We start from the raw sequence: 17498 nt of genomic DNA on the forward strand, positions 1-17498 counted from the left end.
GACGGACTGCCCGCCGAGTTCGTGGACGATCAGACCCGTGGCCGCCAGCATGCCGACCAGGCTGCCGCCGTAGGGCCGGCAGTACGCCTCGAAGGCGGCGGCGGTGTCCGCGTCCGTGAGCGGTTCGCAGATCATCTTCTGCCGTGGCAGCGGGCCGCCGGGTTCGAGGCCGAGGTCGACGGGGAAGCTCGGCAGCACTCCGTCGCCCCGCCGGATGAACTCCCGCCAGCGGGAGACGATTTCGTGGCTGTCGTCGATGCGGTCGGCGTCCGCCCGCTCGATCTCGCAGAAGTCGACGTAACTGGCCGGTGGCGTCCGGACGACGGGCCGGCGTTGCTGCAGGCCGGCCGTGTACAGCTCGTGGACCTCGGCGGGGATGCCGTGCACGGAGTACGCGTCCACGTTGCTGTGGTCGAAGGCCATGTACACGCTGGTCGAGTCGTCCCGGACGACTGCCGTGTAGATGAGGTTCGGCCAGCGCAGGGCGTCCGCGACAGCGTCGAAGCGGTCCTGGAGGTGCCGGGCCAGGGCGCCCGGGTCGCCGAAGTCGCCGATCGTCTCACGGTGCAGGGACACGTCACCGGCGTCCAGCGTGAACCGGCGCAGCTCGTCTCCCGATCCGCCCGCCCAGCGGAAACCGCTGCGCAGCGTCTCGTGCCGCACCGTCCAGGCCCGTAGGGCGTCCTGGAGCACGTCGAGGTCGACCCGGCCCGGGATGTCGAAGGCCGTACCGAGCCAGGTCGGCACGAACAGCCCGCCGTCCCGGACGCGTTTGGCCGTCCTGATGTGCGACTCCTGGATGTAGGCCGGCGGCCGGGAGTCCTCCGGCAGTCCCGTCGCCGTCGAGACGGTGGCCGGACTCAGTGTCCACTCGACGAGCCGTCCCGGCCGGACCTCGCAGCGCTGGATGTCAGTGATTCGCACGCGTCTCCGATCGCAGAAAGGGGGCCCCTGTAGCGGGCCCCCAGTCATGGGAATGCCGTCGGGTGCGGCCGGGACATGCCCGCCCGGGGCATTTCAGCGGAACGGGTGGCGGATCGAACGGGGGAGTGATTAACCGACGGTGATCGAGTTCAGCTTCTCGCGCAGGTACACGTGCGAGTCGACGGGCGGGTACGCCACCCGGCCCACCGGCGCCGGCACGGACTCCACCAGGGTGCCCGGCGTGCACTCGCCGAAGTACACGAGGGACATCAGCTCCTCCGAGGGGGCGTCAGTGGGCGGTGGCAGCACCCGGTGCCGCCCCGATCGCCACCGGTCGCCGGTCCAACGGGCCATCAGGTCCCCGATGTTGATCGTGAAGGCCGCCGGGTCGTAGGGCGCGTCCTCCCACCCGCCCTCGTCCGTGTACACCTGGAGGCCGCCCCTGCCCGCCTGCCGGTCGAGGATGGTGACGGTCCCGAAGTCGGTGTGCGGTCCGATCCGGAACTGCCCGGGCTCGGGCTCGCCGACCACCTCGGTCCCCGGATACCAGTTGATGTTGAAACCGTACGTCGGATGATCCATGTGCCGGGAGAAGAAGCCGGGTCCGAGCCCGAGGGCGTACCCGAGCAGCGACAGCAGCTCCTTCTCCAGATCGGCCATCTTCCCGAGGTACTCCTCGCACAGCGGCCGCAGGCCGGGGGTCTCGGCCGGCCACACGTTGGGCGCGTACCACTCGGCGTTGACGACGGGGTCCTCGAACGGCTCGTGCGTGGCGAAGGTCAGTGACTCCTTCAGGTCGGGCGGCGTCTCGGTGCCCTCCGCGTACCCGTTGGCCTCGGCACCGGGCCCCAGCCACCCACGACCGCCGACCTTCGCCTCGTAGACCTGCTTCGCCTCGACGGGCAGCGCGAAGAACCGCCGCGCGGCCTCCCGGACGGCGCCGCGCAGCCCCGGGTCCACGCCGTGCCCGGTGACCAGCAGGAAGCCCGCCGTCCGGAGGGCCCGGTCGACGGTGCGGGCGAGGGCCTCACGGGCCTCGGCGCCGCCGTCGAGCCAGGGCCGCAGGTCGATGGTGGGAATGCGGGGGTCACTCACCGATGTCCTCGTTCCACAGAGCCGGGTTGTGCTTGATGAAGTCACGCATCAGCTCGACGCACTCGGGGTCGTCCAGCAGGACGATCTCCACGCCGTGTCCGGCGAGCCAGTCGTGGCCGCCGTGGAAGGTGGTGGCCTCGCCGATCACCACGCGCGACATGCCGAACTGGCGGACCAGGCCGCTGCAGTACCAGCACGGGGAGAGGGTGGTCACCATGGTCGTGCCGCGGTACGTGCGCTGCCGTCCGGCCGCCCGGAACGCCGCCGTCTCCGCGTGCATCGAGGGGTCGTCGTCCTGGACGCGGCGGTTGCGGCCGCGGCCGAGCAGGGTGCCGTCGGGGGCGTAGAGGGCGGCGCCGATCGGGATGCCGCCCTCGGCGAGTCCGGTGCGGGCCTCGGCGACGGCGGTGGCGAGCCAGCCGCGGGCCTGTTCCTGGTCCATGCGTTCACTGTCCAGCACCGCACGGACCGGGGCAACGCACCGAAAGCGGGACAGGGCGCCCCATGCGTGCGTCTACTGCCTGGTAGGTCTCGGCTCGTCCGCGCGCTGAAGTAGGTTACGGGACGTCATGCGATCCACAGGGGGAGAGCGTTGAGCGGGGAACACGGGGAACACGGGGAACACGGCGCCGTCGTCAACGGGGTCGAGCCGCTGGAGGACGAGGATCCCCGGCGGATCGGACCGATCCCGCTGGTCGGGCGGCTCGGGTCCGGCGGCATGGGGCGGGTCTACCTGGGGGTGCACGAAGGCCGGTACGCGGCCGTCAAACAGGTGCTGCCCTCGGTGGTCGGAGAGGACAAGGATTTCGTACGGCGCTTCGGGCACGAGCTGGACAACCTCTCCCGGCTGCCCGCCGGTGCCACCACGCCGCTGCTCGCCGGCGACCGCACCGCCCGGCCGCCGTGGTTCGCCACCGCCTACGTGCCCGGGCTGACCCTGCGCGAGGCCCTGGAGGCGCACGGCGGACCGCTGCCGCCGCAGGCACTGTGGCTGCTGCTGCGGGAGGCCGCGGTGGGGCTGGCAGCGGTGCACGAGCTGGACATGGTGCACCGGGACGTCAAGCCGTCGAACGTCATGCTGACCCTCGACGGTGTCACCCTCATCGACTTCGGCGTGGCCCGGGCCGCCGAGCAGAGCCAGCTGACCCGGACCGGCATGGTGGTGGGCACCCCCGCCTACATGTCTCCCGAACAGGCCTCGGGGGCACGGCGGCTGACCGGCGCGGTGGACGTGTTCGCGCTGGGTTCGGTGGTGGCCTACGCGGCCTGCGGCCGGCCGCCGTTCGGCGACGAGTCCGGGCACGGCGTGCTCTACCGGATCGTGCACGAGCAGCCCGACCTGGAGCGGTTGCGCGAGGCCGACCCGGAGCTGGCCGCCGTCGTCGCGTCCTGCCTGGACAAGGACCCCGAGGGCCGGCCCGGCGCGGCCGAACTCGTCGGGCTGTCCGCCGGCAAGGGACCGTCCGAGCCCCCGCTGTGGCCCGAGTCCCTCACGGAGCTGCTGGCCGCGCGGGCGGCGTTCGCGGCGGAGGTGCCGGAGCTTCCCGAGGCTTCCGAGGAGGAGCCGGAGGAGACAGTGGCGGAGCCGGAGCCGGAGCCTGCGGCCGCGTCGGGGCCCGAGGTGGTCGTACGGCCTCCCGAAGGGAAGGGGAAGAAGGGGAAGGCGGAGGCGCCGCGCCGAAGCCGTCGTACCCGCGTCCTGGTGGCTGTCGTACCGGCCGTGGTCGTCGTCGGTACCGCGTCCCTCGCCTTCCAGCTCCTGCCGTTCGCCACCGGCTCCGGCCGGGACGGATCCGCCGTCACTCCCGCGGCCTCCTCCTCGGCGTCGGCCGGTCCGGCGCCCGGCGCGTCCTCTGCCGGCCCGTCCGGCACCGGGAAACCGGGCGAGAAGGGTTCGGCTTCGCCCACGGGCAGGAAGAAGCAGGACAAGGGAGGCTCCGGCGACTCCGGTGACGCCGGCGGCTCGGCGTCGTCGAGCGGCTCGGGCACCGGCACCGGACCTGTGGGCGGCTCCAGCAGCTCCGGCGCTTCCTCCGGCGGTTCCTCGGGCGGTTCCTCGTCCGGGGGCTCGTCGTCCGGAGGCTCGTCGTCCGGCGGCTCCTCCTCGTCCGGCGGCTCCTCCTCAGGAGGGACGTCCACGACCAGCCCCGGCCCGGCTTCCTTCCACCTCAAGAACGGCGAGAACGGCAAGTGCCTGACCCAGGTCTACGGTTCCACGGGCCTCGGTGACTGCTCGGCCTCGTCCGCCGTGTGGACCTTCCGCAGTGCCGCCGGCGGCAGCGTGAAGGTCGTCAACGTGTCGTCCGGCGCCTGCCTGAGCGCCAACGGCAACGGCCAGGCCGTCTTCGTCGGCGACTGCGCCCAGGCCGGCAGCGTCCGCCTGTGGAAGACGGGCTCCGGCAACTCCCTGAGCACGGTCTACGACGGCGGCTGCCTCGACCTGGCCTTCGGCGGCGGCGTGGCCGAGGCGACCTGCCAGTCGGGGGCGTCCTCCCAGAGCTGGGCGAGGGTGTGAGGGCTACCCGCTCACCTGCGCTGATGAGGCGCCGTCGGCTGAAGCCGGCCTGATCCGCCGGACAGGCCTTACGCCCCCACCCGCAGCAGCAGCTTGCCGGTGCTGGTCCGGCCGCCCATCAGCCGGTGTGCCTCCGCCGCGTCCTGAAGGGCGAACTCGGCAGTCACCGGCAGGGACACCGTGCCGTCGACCACCTTGGCGAAGGCCTGTCCGGACAGGCGGCGCAGCTCGTCCGGGGCCGTCTTCGCCAGGGTCAGGACGGAGAAGCCGGAGACCGAGTGGCCGAGCGGGTACAGCTCGGGCTGGCCCACGGTCCACGGCCCGGCCGAACTGGCGTTGCCGAAGGAGACCAGGCGGCCGAAGGGGGCCAGGGAGGCGAGGCCCGCCCGCAGGGTGTCGCCGCCGACGGGATCCAGGACCAGGTCGACGCCCCGGCCGCCGGTCGCCTGCCGTACCGGTTCCTCGAAGGCGCCGGCGAACACCTCGTCGTAGCCGTGCTCCTTGGCGAAGGCCGCCTTCGCCGCCGAGGACACCACGCCGTACACCGCCCCGGCGCCCGCCGCGCGCGCCAGCCGGCCGGCCGCCGTGCCGACTCCGCCGGCCGCCCCCTGGACCAGGACCGTCTCGCCCGGCTGGAGCCGGCCGACGGAGTGGATCAGGGCGTACGCCGTCGGCAGGACCGTCGGGAGCGTGGCCGCCGTGCGCAGGTCCACGCCCGAGGGGAGCGGGAAGACGGTGGTCGTGTCGGCCACGGCCACCTCCGCGTACGCCCCGCCCTCCGTCAGCGCCGCCACCTCCTGGCCGACGGTCAGACCGTCGACGCCCGGGCCGAGCGCGCGGATCCGGCCGGAGACCTCCAGGCCGGGCACGTACGGCAGGCGCGGCACCCGGTAGCCCTCCGAGCGGGCCTTCAGGTCGGCGAAGTTCACGCCCGTGTACGCCACGTCGATGCTCACCTGGCCGGGGCCGGGCTCGGGCACCTCGGCCGTCACCTCCCTCAGTACCTCCGGACCGCCGTACCGCCCGAACTCGATCGCGCGCATGCCGTTCCCCTCGCTCTGGGAGTGTTCGATCAAAGAGGTGTTCAACCAAAAGCGAACACTCGTGAGTGTATGGTTTTCATCGAACACTCGGCAAGCGGGATCGCGGACACACGGCAGGGAGGTGGGCGACATGGCCGCGAGCGGCAGCCACCGGGCCGCCCCGGAGCACACCCACCCCGACGAGGTGCCGCTCCAGGCCGCCCTCGCCGCCCTCGCCGACCCCGTACGCCTCACCCTGGTCAGGGAGCTGGCCGCCTGCGCCGACTGGACCCGCAGCTGCGGCAGCTTCGACGTGCCGGTCGGCAAGGCCGCCCTCAGTCACCACTTCGCGGTGCTGCGCAGCGCGGGTCTCGTCGAGCAGCGGGACGAGGGACCGAGGCGGGTCAACCGGCTGCGGCGGGCGGAGTTCGACGCACGCTTCCCGGGACTCCTCGGTCTCGTGCTGCACACCCCTGACCCAGGGCTCTGACAGACCTTCACATTCCTTTTGTCACACGTTCGTTGAACGTTTCAGCCGGTGCCTCCCTGCGTGCGGACGATCCTTGCCCGATCACGGGGGAGAACCGGGTGGCCACTCAAAGATCCGAAAGCGACAGATCCCGTCCGACCGGTGAGCCCCGCCTGACGGTCGGTGCTCCGACGGTCGTGCGCAGTCGGCGCTCCCGCGTGCGCCGACTGGTCCCGCGCGTCGTCGCGGCTGCCACCGCGCTGTGCGCGATCGTGGTGCTCGCGCAGGGACACGCCGGTCTGCCCATCACCCACATCGTCACGATCGAGGCCAAGATGGCCTCGAAGTCGGACTACTTCGAGGACCCCGAGGTGCAGCGGCTGCTCATCCGCCACGGCTTACGAGTGCACGTCACCCGCATGGGCTCACGCGGCATCGCGGTCCAGAGCTACGACGGCTACGACGTCGTCTTCCCCTCGGGACAGCCTGCTGCCGATCTGATCACCAGGAAACGCGCGACCGAGGGCCGCCCGGCGACGAGCTACAGGCCGTTCGTCAGCCCGATCGTGCTCGGCACGTACCGCGAGTACGCCGAGACGCTCCAAGACGCCGGGATCGCCAAACCGTTACCGGGCGTACCCGCCGGGGCGAAGCCGCTCTACTACTCGCTCGACATGAAGACGTTCCTCGACGCGACCGCTCGCAACAAGCGCTGGGACAGCCTCGGTATCCAGCGGCACGGCATACGCAACGGCAACAAGGTGCTCGCCCAGTCCTCGGACATCTGCGAGTCCAACTCCGGGGGAACCTACCTGGGGCTGGTCTCCTATGTGTGGAACCACGACGACATTCCGCAGGACACGCAGGAGGCGACGAGCTTCGCGGAATCGATCAAGCACCTCCTCAACGACCAGGGCATGCCCGCCGGGGAGAAGAACGAGACCTACGTGTCCGCCGAGGGCAAGAGCATCTCCCCGATCGCGGTCATCTACGAGCACCAGTTCCTCGCCCACCAGATAGCCACCCAGGCCGGCACCGGGCACGTGGATGCGGAGCGCGTCCTGCTCTATCCGTCGGAGCGGTTCGTCACCGAGCCCCAGTTCATCGCGCTGACCTCACAGGGCGACCGGCTCGGCCGGCTGATCTCCACCGACCCGGCCCTGCAGAAGCGCGCGATGGAACTGGGCTTCCGGGTCCGGGACGCCGAGGGTGCCTCGGCCACGAGCGACGCCCTGACCCGGTTCCTCGGGGAACGCCACATCCAGGCGCCCGTCCTGTCGGCCAACGACACCAAGGCCGTGCTGCCCCGGCTGGAGCTGCTGGAGAAGATGATCGAGGTGGTGGGGGACTGCGCCCCGGTCGCGCAGTCGGCGGCCGGCGGGGAGGCGCCATGAGCCCACACCCGCCCCGCCAGAACCGCCAGAACCGCCAGAACCGCCAGAACCGCCAGAACCGCGAAAACAGTCGGACCCTCACCCTCGCCCTCTGCCTGGTCCTCCTCGCCGCACTCGGCGGCCTCGCCTCCTGTTCCGGCGGCGGCAGCGGACCGGACACCACCCTGCGTGTGCTGGCCAGCGACGAACTCTCCGACATGCGCCCGCTGCTGGACCAGCTGCGCGAGGACACCGGGGTCCGCCTGGAGATGGACTACAAGGCGACCAACGACGTCGCCGACACCCTGCTGACCGGCCGTCACTCCTACGACCTGGCCTGGCTCTCCTCCGACCGCTACCTGCGCCTGAGGGCGAAGCAGGCCCCCTCCGGGGCCACCCCGGCGACCGGCCTGCAGAGCACCTCGATCATGCGCTCCCCGGTCGTGGTCGGCCTCACCCAGGACGTGGCCCGGCAACTGCGCCCCAAGGCACCGGGCGGACGGGTGTCCTGGGCGGACATCGCCGACGCCGCCGCCACCGGCACCGTGCGCTTCGGCATGGCCGACCCCCGGCACAGCAACAGCGGCCTCGCCGCCCTGGTCGGCGTCGCCACCGCCGCGGCCGGCACCGGCGGCGCGCTGCGCCCCGAGGACGTCAGCTGCGACCGGCTGCGCGGCTTCCGCTCCGGCCAGAGCCTCACCGCCGAGACCTCCCACGACCTGCTGGACGCCTTCGCCGACCGTCCGGGCCGTACCAACGCCCTGATCACCTACGAGTCCGAGCTGCTGACGCTGAACGCCTCCGGGCGGCTGAAGCAGCCCCTGGTCATCGTGCACCCCGCCGACGGCATGGTCTTGTCGGACTACCCGCTGCTCCTGCTCGACGCCGCCCACCGGGACGCCTACGACCGGGTGGTGAACTGGCTGACGGACGCCGGCCATCAGCAGGACATCATGCGACGGACACTGCGCCGCCCGGTCAACACCGCCGTCCACCGCGACGAGCGGCTGAAGGCCCCCCTGGACAACGCGTTGTACTTCCCCGACGACCCCGCCGTTCTCGACCGGCTCCTGGACGACTACGGCGACCCCCGCCGCCGCGCCGCCGACCAGGTGATCTTCCTGCTCGACTTCTCCGACTCCATGCGCGGCTCCCGTACGACGGCACTGCGGGCGGCGTTCGCGGGCCTGAGCGGGGCGGACTCCTCGGCGTCGGCCAAGTTCGTCCGCTTCTACCAGGGCGAACGGCTGACCGTGGTCCGCTTCGGCGGCCGGCCCCTGGACGAGCGCACGGTCACCGTCCACGGCGCGGGCGACCTCACCCGGCTCGAGGACTTCGTCGCCGACGGCGGCTACGACGGCTCCACGGCGATCTGGTCCGCCCTGGACCACGGCTACGCGACCGCCGAGCGGGTCGTGCGCGAGGACCCCGGGCGGGCGGTGTCCCTCGTGCTGATGACCGACGGCGAGAACAACGCGGGCATCGGCCGGACCACGTTCGTCAGCCGCTACCGGGCCCGACCCGCCGACGCCCGGGCGGTGCGCACCTACCCCGTCTACTTCGGGGACGCCGACGCGACGGAGCTGCGCCAGGTCGCCTCGGTGACCGGCGGCCGCATGGTCGACGCCCACGACTCGTCCCTGTCCGCCGCGTTCAAGGAGATCCGTGGCTGTTCTTGACGGCACCTGGTGGAGCGTCTGGTGGGGCGCCATGGCGTGGTGGCTGGCGACGTTCGCCGGTCTGGTCGCGCTGGGCGTGTTCGCCGTACTGCGGCTGCGTGGACTGCGCCGCCACCCCGTGGGGCGGGGCCTGCCCCTGTACCTGGACAACGCGGCTGTGATGGACCTGTACAAGATGGGCAACCACACGGCCGCCCTGCGCAAGGAGGTCGAGGAGCGGCGCAGCCGCACCATCGGCTGTCTGGCGGTGATTCCCCTGGTGTCCCTGCTGTTCCGGGTGAAGGGCGGCGGCGAGGAGGGGACGTTCGTCAAGTACGTGCAGAAGAGCGAGCCGATCATGGTGATCGGGCTCCTGCTGTCCGTACTGGAGCGCGAGGACGCCCTCGTCGAGGTCCGGCTGCGGTCCCGGGGCGGCAGCGTCACCCCGAACCGCGCCCTGGTGAGGGAACTGGCCCGGCGGCAGGCCGACGAGGACCCGTCCGACGGTGTGGTGCTCAGCGAGATCGGCGAGTTCGTCATGGTCACCGGCCGGTTCGAGGACGGGGGCGGCAGCGATGAGACGCTGGTGATGCGGGCGCCGTACGCGGAGGGGGACTCGACCGCACACCTGCGGGTCGTGCTCCGCCGGGAGTGGCTGCGCCGGGCGAACAAGTCACTGCCCGAGGGCCAGTTCCAGGCCCACTGCCTGGGCAAGGTGACGAGCTGGGACCCCCGGGCCCGTGAGGCCGTCCTGGGGGAGCCGATCGCCGTCTTCCTCTGACCACCTGGCCTTATCGGTGCTGCCGTTGGGCCCATCGGCAGGACGCCCCGGCAGCGCGTGGACCAGCACCGGCACCGCTTCGTAGCGTTCTCGGCATGACCCCAGAACACAAGGGCACGGCCCAGCTGACCACCGCGATGATGCTGTCCGGCACCCTCGGCGTCTTCGTCGTCGAGTCCGGCGCCCCGCCCTTCGACGTCGTCTTCTTCCGCGTCCTGTTCGGCGCCCTCGCCCTCGGCGGCTATGTCATCGCACGGGGCTGGCTGCGCGACCACGGCTTCACCCCGCGCACGCTCGGACTCGCCGTCCTGGGCGGGGTGTTCATCGTCTTCAACTGGGTGCTGCTGTTCCAGTCGTACGAGAACACGTCCATCTCCGTGGCCACCGTGGTCTACCACACGCAGCCCTTCTACGTGGTCCTCCTCGGCGCCCTGTTGTTCCGGGAGCGGCTCACCGCCGCCCGGGTCGGCTGGATCGCCGTCGCCTTCGCGGGCCTGATCCTGGTTTCCGGCGTGACCCCCGCCGACTTCACCGGCGGCGGCGCCTACCTCACCGGGATCGGCCAGGCCCTGCTCGCCGCCCTCCTCTACGGCCTGTCCACCCTGGTCACCAAGCGGATCAGCGGCGTACGCCCGCATCTGATCGCCCTCGTCCAGGTTCTGGTCGGCATCCCGCTGCTGCTCCCGTTCGCCGACTTCGGCGCGATGCGGGGAACCGGCTGGGACTGGGGCTGGCTGGCGGGCCTCGGCCTCGTGCACACCGGCGTGATGTACGTCCTCATGTACGCCGCCTACGCACAGCTGCCCACCGCCAAGATCGCCGTACTGGCCTTCGTCTACCCGGCCGTGGCGATGGTGATGGACTGGGCGGTGTACGGCCACCACATCGGGCTCGTCCAGGCCCTCGGCGTGCCGCTGATCGTGACGGCGAGCCTCAAGGTCACGCTTGCTCGGTCACGAGCTGCCGCGCCTGCTCCACGAACAGCCGGGCATGGGAAGGAAGCCGCTTCCCGGACCGCCACGCCAGCTGCGTGCGAAGCGTGAACGGCGGCTCCCAGGCGAGTCGTACGAGGGAGCCCTCCGCGAGTTCGGCGGCGACCGTCACCTCGGGCAGCAGCGCGATCCCGAGGCCGGCCGCCGCCGCGCGCTTGGTGGCCTCGATCGTGCCGAACTCCATGAACTGCACCGGCTTCAGTGCGGTCAGCTCCCGCTCGAACAGGTCCCGGTAGGCACAGCCGGGCTCGGTGGCGAGCAGCGGCTGCCCGGTCAGTTCGGCCGTCCCAACCGGCGCTTCGGCCAGCGCGTGTCCGGGTGCCGCGACCAGTGCCAGCGGCTCCACCGCGAGCACCGTGCTCTCCAGCCCCGGATGCTCGGTCTCCTCCTCCATCAGGAACCCGACGTCGTACGTCCCCTGCCGCAGCGCCTGCCGGGTCTCGTCACCGATGGTGGTGCGCAGGGCGAGCCGCACCTTCGGGTGGCGGTGGTGGAAGTACTCCAGCAGCGGGGGCAGCCGGTAGGAGGTCAGGGACTCCATGGTGCCGACGGTGAGGGTGCCCGACGGCTCCTCGGATCCGGTGACCGCAGCGCGGGCCTCCTCGGCCAGTTCGATGATCTGCCGGGCGTAGGGCAGCAGCCGTTCGCCCGCCTCGGTGAGCCGGATGCGGCTGCCGAGCCGGTCGAACAGCTCGACGCCGAGGGAGGACTCCAGGGCGCGGATCTGACTGGTCACACTGGACTGGGCGTACGACAGTTCGGCCGCTGCACGGGTGAAGCTCAGGACCGTGGCGACCTTCTCGAAGGTGACGAGCAGCCGGAGTTCCATCAGCCCTTCTCGGGGTCGTCCTTGTCGAGGGACTTCAGGAACTCGGGGTTGTCGTCGGGGGCGACCCAGTTCGCCGCGGTGTTCCTGTGCCACTCGGAGGGGGTGGAGCCTCCCCCGGCGGGGGCGCGCCGCACCTTGCCGGTGACGAGCCAGGCGACCGGGCCCACCAGCACCTCGCCGAAGAGCAGGACGATGACCACCCACGCCACCTTCGGCAGGTGCCGCACCTCTTCCTCGGGGGTGTTCAGACAGTCCACGAAGGCGTAGATCCACAACGCCAGGACCAGCAGGAACGGCAGATACCTGAGCATCGTCGTGCGTTCTCCCCGAGAAGTGAGTAGGCCCCGGTGACCGGGCCAGAGTATCCGGTGGCCGATACTGGGACGCATGGCTTACGACGATCTTCGCTCCCTGCTCAGGGCACTGGAGCGCGAGGGAGACCTCAAGCGCATCAAGGCCGAGGTCGACCCGTATCTGGAGGTCGGGGAGATCGTCGACCGGGTGCAGAAGTCCGGGGGACCGGCGCTGCTCTTCGAGAACGTGAAGGGCTCGGCGATGCCCCTCGCGATGAACGTCTTCGGGACCGACCGGCGGCTGCTGAAGGCGCTGGGCCTGAAGTCGTACGGCGAGATCTCCGACAAGATCGGCGGGCTGCTGCGGCCCGAGCTGCCGCACGGGTTCGTGGGTGTGCGCGAGGCGTTCGGGAAGCTGGGCGCGATGACGCACGTGCCGCCGAGGAAGGTGAAGGACGCTCCGGTGCAGGAGGTCGTCCTGCAGGGCGACGACGTCGACCTCGACCGGCTGCCCGCCCTCTTCACCTGGCCCCAGGACGGCGGCTCCTTCTTCAACCTCGGGCTCACCCACACCAAGGACCCCGAGTCCGGCATCCGCAACCTCGGGCTCTACCGCCTGCAGCGGCACGACAAGCGCACCATCGGCATGCACTGGCAGATCCACAAGGACAGCCGGAACCACTACCAGGTGGCGGCGCGGCGCGGCGAGCGCCTGCCGGTGGCCATCGCCTTCGGCTGCCCGCCCGCCGTGACGTACGCCTCCACCGCCCCCCTGCCCGGGGACATCGACGAGTACCTCTTCGCGGGGTTCATCGCGGGCAAGCGGACCGAGATGGTGGACTGCAAGACGGTCCCGCTCCAGGTCCCCGCGAACGCCGAGGTCGTCCTGGAGGGCTGGCTGGAGCCGGGCGAGATGCTCCCGGAGGGCCCCTTCGGCGACCACACCGGCTTCTACACCCCGCAGGAGCCGTTCCCCGCGCTGAAGATCGACTGCGTGACCATGCGCAGGCGCCCGCTGCTCCAGTCGATCGTGGTCGGCAGGCCGCCGACGGAGGACGGCCCGCTGGGCCGGGCCACGGAGCGCTTCTTCCTCCCCCTGCTGAAGATCATCGTCCCGGACATCGTGGACTACCACCTGCCCGAGTCCGGCGGCTTCCACAACTGTGCGATCGTCTCGATCGACAAGAAGTACCCGAAGCACGCGCAGAAGGTCATGCACGCGATCTGGGGGGCCCACATGATGTCCCTCACCAAGCTGATCGTGGTCGTGGACTCCGACTGCGACGTGCACGACCTGCACGAGGTCGCCTGGCGGGCCCTCGGCAACACGGACTACGCCCGCGACCTCACCGTCGTGGAGGGCCCCGTCGACCACCTCGACCACGCGTCCTACCAGCAGTTCTGGGGCGGCAAGGCGGGCATCGACGCGACGAAGAAGTGGCCGGAGGAGGGCTACACGCGCGACGGCGGGTGGCCGGACATGGTCCTGTCGGACCCGGATACGGCGGCCCTGGTGGACCGTCGCTGGAAGGAGTACGGCCTGTGAGCAGCGCCTCCGCGGCACTCCCGCAGCCGGGACGCACCAAGGCGTTCCTCCGTCTGGTGATGATCGAGCACTCGGTCTTCGCGCTCCCCTTCGCCTACATCGCCGCGCTGACCGCGATGTACGAGTGGGACAAGAACATCCACTGGGGCCGGCTGCTCCTGGTCACCATCTGCATGGTGGGCCTGCGGACCTTCGCCATGGCGGTCAACCGGATCATCGACCGCGAGATCGACGCCCGCAACCCGCGTACGGCCCACCGCGAACTCGTGACCGGCGCCATGTCGGTGAAGCACGCCTGGACGGGCGCCCTGATCGCCCTGGTGGTCTTTCTGGGCGCGGCGGCCCTCCTGAACCCGCTCTGCCTGGCCCTGGCCCCCATCGCGGTGATCCCGATGGTGGTCTACCCGTACGGGAAACGGTTCACGAACTTCCCGCAGGCCATCCTGGGCCTGGCCCAGGCGATGGGCCCGGTCGGCGGCTGGCTCGCCGTCTCCGGCGAGTGGTCCTGGGAAGCGGTGGTCCTCGGCCTCGCCGTCGGCGTCTGGATCGGCGGCTTCGACCTGATCTACGCCTGCCAGGACGTAGAGACCGACCGTGAGATCGGCGTCATGTCGGTCCCGGCCCGCTTCGGCATCCCGGCGGCGATCTGGGGCGCGCGGGTGTGCCACACGGTCACGACGGCCCTGTTCGTCTGGTACGCCCTGGCCACCCACGCCGGCGCCTTCTTCTGGCTGGGCCTCCTGATCGTCGCGGGCGCTTTCGTCTACGAGCACCGCATCGTCCGCCCGCACGACCTGTCCCGCCTGAACAGGGCGTTCTTCAGCGTCAACGGCTTCATCGGAATTGCCCTGTTCGTGTGCGCCCTGTTGGACCTCCTGGTCCGGGGTCTGACCGCCTGAGCACGGTGCGGCGGCGCAGGTGGCCCGGCCCGGCCTGAGCACCTTTCCGCCCGCCGGTACGCTCAAGGTGTGAACGCAGGAGAAACGCAGCGCGCGCCTTGGATCGTGGGGGTGTCCGGAGCTTCCGGGACGCCGTATGCGGCTGCCGTGCTGCGGGCCCTGCTGGATGCCGGGGAGGCGGTCGACCTGGTGGTCAGCCGGGCCTCGCGGCTGACGCTGCTGGACGAGACGGGGATCTCGTTCCGGGACGCGCACTGGCGGGAGGACCTGCGGGAATGGCTGGCCCGGGGCGCCGACGGGAAGCCCGGGACCTTCGACGCGGACGTCAGCGGGGTGCGGTACTGGAGCGCGGGCGATCTCGCCGCGGGACCCTCCTCGGGGTCGTACCCGGCGAAGGGGATGCTCGTCGTCCCGGCCTCCACGGCCTGTGTCGCCGGTGTCGCCCTCGGGCTGTCCAAGGATCTGCTCCAGCGCGCGGCGAGCGTCACACTGAAGGAGCGCAGGCCGCTGGTCGTGGCCGTACGGGAGACCCCGCTGAACGGGCAGACCCTGCGGCACCTCGTCGCGCTGGACGACGCGGGGGCGAGCGTGGTGCCGGCCTCGCCCGCCTTCTACGCGGGCGCGACCCACATCCAGGATCTGGTGGACTTCGTCGCCGGGCGGGTGCTGGACGCGGCGGGCGTCCGGCACGGTCTGTACCGGCGCTGGAAGGGCGAACTGGGCGGCGGCTCAGCGGTCCGGTAGCCGAAGCGAGCCGAGCAAGACGGGCAAGTCGAGCAAGTCGAGCAAGTCGCAGTACCTCTCATCACTTCAGGAACGTCAGAACTTTTCCAGGGGAAGGCTTCGATCGCATGGACGCGGTGGACAGGCAGCTCATCCAGGCCCTGAGGGAGAACGGCCGGGCCTCCTACGCGGAGCTGGGACGCCTCGTCGGCCTGTCGGGACCCAGCGTCACCGACCGCATCAACCGGCTGGAGGCGGCCGGAGTCATCACCGGCTACCGCGCCACCGTGAACGCGGCCTCCCTCGGCCTCGGTGTGACCGCCCTGATCGGCATCTCGCTGTCCGACGCCGCCGACCACGAGGACGTGGCCCAGCGGCTGAAGGAACTCCCCGAGATCGAGGACTGCTGGTTCATCGCCGGCGACGACTCCTACATGCTCAAGGTGCGGGCGGCGGACGTGGACGGGCTGGAGAGGATCATCCGGCGGCTGAGCGGGACCAAGGGTGTCTCGCGGACTCGTACCACGATCGTGCTGTCCACGAAGTGGGAGAACCGGGTCGGGGAACTGCCCGAAGAGGTGTAGGGATACCGTTGGTCGGGCTGTCGGAGAAAGGTGTTGGCATGGACGTCGGGCTCAAGCGCGAGCTGGAGGAGAAGGTCCGCTCCGGTGAGCGGCTGACTCGCGAGGACGGCATCGCGCTGTACGAGTCGGACGACCTGGCCTGGCTCGGGGGACTCGCTCACGAGGTGCGGACGCGGAAGAACGGCGACGTCGTTCACTTCAACGTCAACCGGCACCTCAACATGACGAACGTGTGCACCGCGTCCTGCGCCTACTGCTCGTTCCAGCGCAAGCCGGGCGAGAAGGACGCGTACACGATGCGCATCGAGGAGGCGGTGAAGCTCGCCAAGGCGATGGAGAGCGAGAACCTCACCGAGCTGCACATCGTCAACGGGCTGCACCCGAACCTGCCGTGGCGCTACTACCCGCGCTCCCTGCGCGAGCTGAAGGCCGCCCTGCCGAACGTCTCCCTGAAGGCCTTCACCGCCACCGAGATCCATCACTTCGAGACCATCTCCGGGCTCTCCGCCTCCGAGATCCTCGACGAGCTGATCGACGCCGGTCTCGAGTCGCTGACCGGCGGTGGCGCCGAGATCTTCGACTGGGAGGTCCGGCAGCACATCGTGGACCACCGGACCCACTGGGAGGACTGGTCCCGGATCCACCGGCTGGCGCACGAAAAGGGTCTGAAGACCCCGAGCACCATGCTCTACGGCCACATCGAGGAGCCCCGCCACCGCGTGGACCACGTGCTGCGGCTGCGTGAGCTGCAGGACGAGACCGGCGGCTTCCAGGTCTTCATCCCGCTGCGCTACCAGCACGACTTCGTGGACATGAAGGACGGGAAGGTACGCAACCGGCTGCAGGCGCGCACGCAGATGGCGACCGGTGCCGAGGCCCTCAAGACCTTCGCGGTCTCCCGTCTGCTCTTCGACAACGTCCCGCACGTCAAGGTCTTCTGGGTCATGCACGGCGTGCAGACCGCGCAGCTCGCCCTCCAGCACGGCGCCGACGACATGGACGGCTCGGTGGTCGAGTACAAGATCACGCACGACGCGGACAACTACGGCACCCCGAACAAGCTGACCCGCGAGGACCTGCTGGACCTGATCCGCGACGCCGGGTTCCGTCCGGTGGAGCGCAACACCCGCTACGAGATCATCCGCGAGTACGACGGCCCGGACCCGCTGCGCCGGGAGTCGCCCCAGCCGATGCGGGTCTGAGCCTGTGACGTTGTCGTTCGAGCTGGACCCGGCGGTTTCCCCTGCCCTCCGGGACGATGTGCTCGCGCTGTGGGCGGACGTCTCGAACGCGGGCGGCTCGGTAGGCTTCGTGCCGCCGGTGACCGTGGACGAGATACGCCCCGAGCTGGTGAAGCATCTCGTCGCGATGGCTGAGGGCCGCACCCGGCTGCTCGTGGGCCGGGACGGTACGGGAGCGGTCGTGGCGACCGCGTTCCTCACGTACAACACGCACCGGCTGATGAAGCACTGGGTGTGGCTGTACACGGTGATGGTGCACCCCCGGCACCAGGGCAGGGGGTACGGGCGCGACCTGCTGGAGGCGGCCGCCGACGCCGCCCGTGGCCTCGAGGACATCGAGGCCATACGGCTCACCTGCCGGGGCGGCCTCGGCCTGGAGCGGTTCTACGGCTCCTGCGGGTACAAGGAGGTCGGGCGGATACCCGGCGCGATCCGGGTCGCGCCGGGCGACGACCGGGACGACATCTTCATGCTGCTCCCCCTGGCCTGACCCCGCTGCAAGATCGGGTCCGCACCGTGCTTCACTGGACGGTGCCCCTTTTTGGAATCGGAAG

At 70.8% G+C, this 17498-nt stretch carries 18 protein-coding genes; 12 read left to right on the plus strand and 6 right to left on the minus strand.

Annotation, left to right across the window (positions count from 1 at the left end; translation table 11 throughout):
* The 3 genes from ABZ471_RS37940 to ABZ471_RS37950 form a co-directional block, all read right to left on the minus strand.
* A partial coding sequence (locus ABZ471_RS37940) for an acyltransferase papA2 (protein WP_359073094.1) occupies positions 1-924 on the minus strand: 924 nt, incomplete at its 3' end.
* A 129-nt stretch (positions 925-1053) separates the two neighbouring features.
* Positions 1054-2019 carry a 2-oxoglutarate and iron-dependent oxygenase domain-containing protein gene (locus ABZ471_RS37945; RefSeq protein WP_359073095.1) on the minus strand — a complete coding sequence of 322 codons (966 nt, stop codon included), beginning with the start codon at positions 2017-2019 and terminating at the stop codon, positions 1054-1056.
* Positions 2012-2461: a nucleoside deaminase gene (locus ABZ471_RS37950; RefSeq protein WP_359073097.1), complete on the minus strand. Its 450-nt coding sequence runs from the start codon at positions 2459-2461 to the stop codon at positions 2012-2014. The genes ABZ471_RS37945 and ABZ471_RS37950 overlap by 8 nt, the downstream gene beginning before the upstream one ends.
* A gap of 150 nt (positions 2462-2611) precedes the next feature.
* Between ABZ471_RS37950 and ABZ471_RS37955 the strand changes: the two genes are divergently transcribed.
* Complete coding sequence (locus ABZ471_RS37955) at positions 2612-4534, plus strand: protein kinase (RefSeq protein ID WP_359073099.1); 1923 nt, start codon at positions 2612-2614, stop codon at positions 4532-4534.
* Positions 4535-4602: 68 nt separating this feature from the next.
* On the opposite strand, the gene ABZ471_RS37960 is transcribed toward ABZ471_RS37955, so the two are convergent.
* Positions 4603-5577, minus strand: coding sequence for a zinc-binding dehydrogenase (locus tag ABZ471_RS37960; protein WP_359073101.1), 975 nt, complete (start codon positions 5575-5577; stop codon positions 4603-4605).
* A gap of 130 nt (positions 5578-5707) precedes the next feature.
* Between ABZ471_RS37960 and ABZ471_RS37965 the strand changes: the two genes are divergently transcribed.
* From ABZ471_RS37965 to ABZ471_RS37985, 5 genes are all read left to right on the plus strand, one after another.
* Positions 5708-6046 carry a transcriptional regulator gene (locus ABZ471_RS37965; protein WP_359073103.1) on the plus strand — a complete coding sequence of 113 codons (339 nt, stop codon included), beginning with the start codon at positions 5708-5710 and terminating at the stop codon, positions 6044-6046.
* Between the two features lie 176 nt (positions 6047-6222).
* Positions 6223-7419 (plus strand): hypothetical protein, encoded by a 1197-nt coding sequence (locus ABZ471_RS37970; RefSeq protein ID WP_359073105.1) that lies wholly within the window; start codon positions 6223-6225, stop codon positions 7417-7419.
* Complete coding sequence (locus ABZ471_RS37975) at positions 7416-9077, plus strand: VWA domain-containing protein (protein WP_359073106.1); 1662 nt, start codon at positions 7416-7418, stop codon at positions 9075-9077. The genes ABZ471_RS37970 and ABZ471_RS37975 overlap by 4 nt, the downstream gene beginning before the upstream one ends.
* A complete protein-coding gene (locus tag ABZ471_RS37980) occupies positions 9064-9837 on the plus strand; it encodes a hypothetical protein (RefSeq protein WP_359073108.1) in 774 nt (257 codons plus the stop codon). Before ABZ471_RS37975 ends, ABZ471_RS37980 begins: the two co-directional genes overlap by 14 nt.
* 95 nt (positions 9838-9932) lie before the next feature.
* Entirely contained in the window at positions 9933-10880 is a 948-nt protein-coding gene (locus ABZ471_RS37985) for a DMT family transporter (protein WP_359073110.1), read from the plus strand.
* On the opposite strand, the gene ABZ471_RS37990 is transcribed toward ABZ471_RS37985, so the two are convergent.
* On the minus strand, positions 10777-11658 hold the full coding sequence (locus ABZ471_RS37990; RefSeq protein ID WP_359073112.1) for a LysR family transcriptional regulator: 882 nt from the start codon (positions 11656-11658) through the stop codon (positions 10777-10779). The genes ABZ471_RS37985 and ABZ471_RS37990 overlap by 104 nt on opposite strands.
* A complete protein-coding gene (locus tag ABZ471_RS37995) occupies positions 11658-11969 on the minus strand; it encodes a PLD nuclease N-terminal domain-containing protein (protein WP_359073114.1) in 312 nt (103 codons plus the stop codon). Before ABZ471_RS37995 ends, ABZ471_RS37990 begins: the two co-directional genes overlap by 1 nt.
* 76 nt (positions 11970-12045) lie before the next feature.
* Here ABZ471_RS37995 and ABZ471_RS38000 point away from each other — a divergent pair, with 76 nt between their 5' ends.
* The 6 genes from ABZ471_RS38000 (at position 12046) to ABZ471_RS38025 (ending at position 17434) form a co-directional block, all read left to right on the plus strand.
* On the plus strand, positions 12046-13497 hold the full coding sequence (locus tag ABZ471_RS38000; RefSeq protein WP_359073116.1) for a menaquinone biosynthesis decarboxylase: 1452 nt from the start codon (positions 12046-12048) through the stop codon (positions 13495-13497).
* Positions 13494-14396, plus strand: a complete 903-nt coding sequence (gene mqnP / locus ABZ471_RS38005) for a menaquinone biosynthesis prenyltransferase MqnP (protein ID WP_359073117.1) — start codon at positions 13494-13496, stop codon at positions 14394-14396. Before ABZ471_RS38000 ends, mqnP begins: the two co-directional genes overlap by 4 nt.
* A gap of 69 nt (positions 14397-14465) precedes the next feature.
* Positions 14466-15140, plus strand: coding sequence for a UbiX family flavin prenyltransferase (locus tag ABZ471_RS38010; RefSeq protein ID WP_359073119.1), 675 nt, complete (start codon positions 14466-14468; stop codon positions 15138-15140).
* Positions 15141-15247: 107 nt separating this feature from the next.
* The gene (locus ABZ471_RS38015) at positions 15248-15703 is read left to right on the plus strand and encodes an Lrp/AsnC family transcriptional regulator (RefSeq protein WP_066995366.1); all 456 of its coding nucleotides are present in this window, start codon (positions 15248-15250) and stop codon (positions 15701-15703) included.
* Between the two features lie 38 nt (positions 15704-15741).
* Positions 15742-16905, plus strand: a complete 1164-nt coding sequence (mqnE, locus tag ABZ471_RS38020; protein WP_359073121.1) for an aminofutalosine synthase MqnE — start codon at positions 15742-15744, stop codon at positions 16903-16905.
* Between the two features lie 4 nt (positions 16906-16909).
* Positions 16910-17434, plus strand: a complete 525-nt coding sequence (locus tag ABZ471_RS38025; RefSeq protein ID WP_359073123.1) for a GNAT family N-acetyltransferase — start codon at positions 16910-16912, stop codon at positions 17432-17434.
* Positions 17435-17498: the final 64 nt, after the last annotated feature.

The organism is Streptomyces sp. NPDC005728 (assembly GCF_040630895.1).
GTDB lineage: Bacteria > Actinomycetota > Actinomycetes > Streptomycetales > Streptomycetaceae > Streptomyces.